Raw genomic sequence first — 1,773 nt, 5'->3', positions numbered from 1 at the left:
TCGACAGCGGGATGCCGCGCAGCCAAAGCGCCAGGATCCCGCCCGTGAGCGCAAACGGCACGCCGGTGAACACGATGAGTCCGTCCTTGACGTTGCCGAACATGGTGAAGAGCAGCGTGAACACCAGTAGCAACGCGACCGGCACGACGATCTGCAGGCGCTTCGCGGCGCTCTGCAACTGCTCGAAGGTGCCGCCCCAAGTCGTCCAGTAGCCGGTCGGAACCTGTACCGCCTCGGTGATGCGGGCTTCGGCGTCCGCGACGAAGGAGCCGATGTCGCGACCGCGCACGTTTGCCGTCACGACCACGCGGCGCTTGCCGTTTTCGCGACTGATCTGGTTGGGGCCGGGCGCCGATTGAATGCTTGCGACGTCCCCCAGGCGCACGAATCCGCGGGCGGCACCGTTTTCCCCGGCCGGCAGGCGGATCGGCAGGCGCTGCAGCGCGTCGAGGTCGCTGCGCAAGGCTTCGGGCAGCCGAACGAGGATATCGAAACGCCGGTCGCCTTCGAATACCGCGCCCGCCTCCTGCCCGCCCAGCGCTGCGGACACGCTGTCCTGCACGTCGGCAATGTTCAGGCCCAGCCGGGCGGTCCGGTCGCGGTCAATGCGCACCGTCAGCATCGGCAGGCCGGTGGTCTGCTCCACTTTTACGTCGGCAGCCCCGGGAATGCCTTCGAGCACTTCGGCGATGCGCTCTCCGGTCTCCGCCATCGTGTCCATGTCGTCGCCGAACACTTTCACTGCAACATCGCTGCGCACCCCCGAGATGAGCTCGTTGAAGCGCATCTGGATCGGCTGCGTAAACTCGTAGTTGTTGCCCGGCACCTGTTGCACGGCCGCTTGTATCGCGGCCACGAGTTCGTCCTTGGGCCGCTTGGGGTCCGGCCACTGATCGCGCGGCTTGAGCATCACGAAGTTGTCGGCGACGTTCGGCGGCATCGGATCGGTGGCGATCTCGGCCGTGCCAAGCTTGGCGAACACGGTGTCCACCTCCGGGAACGCCTTCACCGTTTGTTCGAGCTGCACCTGCATGTCGATCGCTTGGGTCAGGCTCGTACCGGGAATCCGCAGCGCATGCAGGGCAACGTCGCCTTCATCCAGACTCGGAATGAATTCGCTGCCCATGCGCGTGGCGAGCAAGCCCGACAGCACCACGCAAACACACGCGATGGTGAGCACGAGCGGCTTTCTCGCCATCACCCAGTCAAAGCTCGGGGCATAGCCGCGCTTGGCCCAGGTCATGAGGCGGTTTTCCTTCTCGCTGATCTTGCCCGAGAGGAACAATGCGACCGCGGCCGGCACGAAGGTGACCGACAGGATCATTGCGCCCACGAGTGCCGTCACGACGGTGAACGCCATCGGGTGGAACATCTTGCCCTCGACCCCGGTCAGGGCAAAGATCGGCAGATACACTACCATGATGATGAGCTGACCGAAGAGCAGCGCCCGCCGCGACTCCTTCGACGCCGCAAAAACCTCATGGAAGCGTTCGTTGCGCGTCAATGGGCGTCCCGCCGCGGCTTGCGCGTGGGCAAGGCGCCGCACGCAGTTCTCGACGATCACCACCGCGCCGTCGATGATGATGCCGAAGTCCAGCGCGCCGAGGCTCATCAGGTTGGCGCTGACCTTGTTTGTCACCATGCCCGTGAAGGTGAACAGCATCGCCAAAGGGATCACCAGCGCGGTGATGATCGCCGCGCGGATGTTGCCGAGGAACAGGAACAGGATTGCGATGACCAGCAGCGCGCCTTCGGTCAGGTTTTTCTTGACCG

1 protein-coding gene is annotated in these 1,773 nt (G+C 64.7%); it reads right to left on the bottom strand.

Annotated features, from left to right (window positions below; all coding sequences use genetic code 11):
- On the bottom strand, positions 1-1,773 hold a 1,773-nt coding region (locus GO615_RS29800; RefSeq protein ID WP_169133042.1), incomplete at both ends, for an efflux RND transporter permease subunit.

The sequence above is a fragment of the Aromatoleum evansii genome (assembly GCF_012910805.1).
GTDB classification, from domain to species: Bacteria; Pseudomonadota; Gammaproteobacteria; order Burkholderiales; family Rhodocyclaceae; genus Aromatoleum; species Aromatoleum evansii.
The sequence above is the reverse complement of the archived record's forward strand: the minus strand, read 5'-3'. Positions and strand labels throughout refer to the sequence as shown.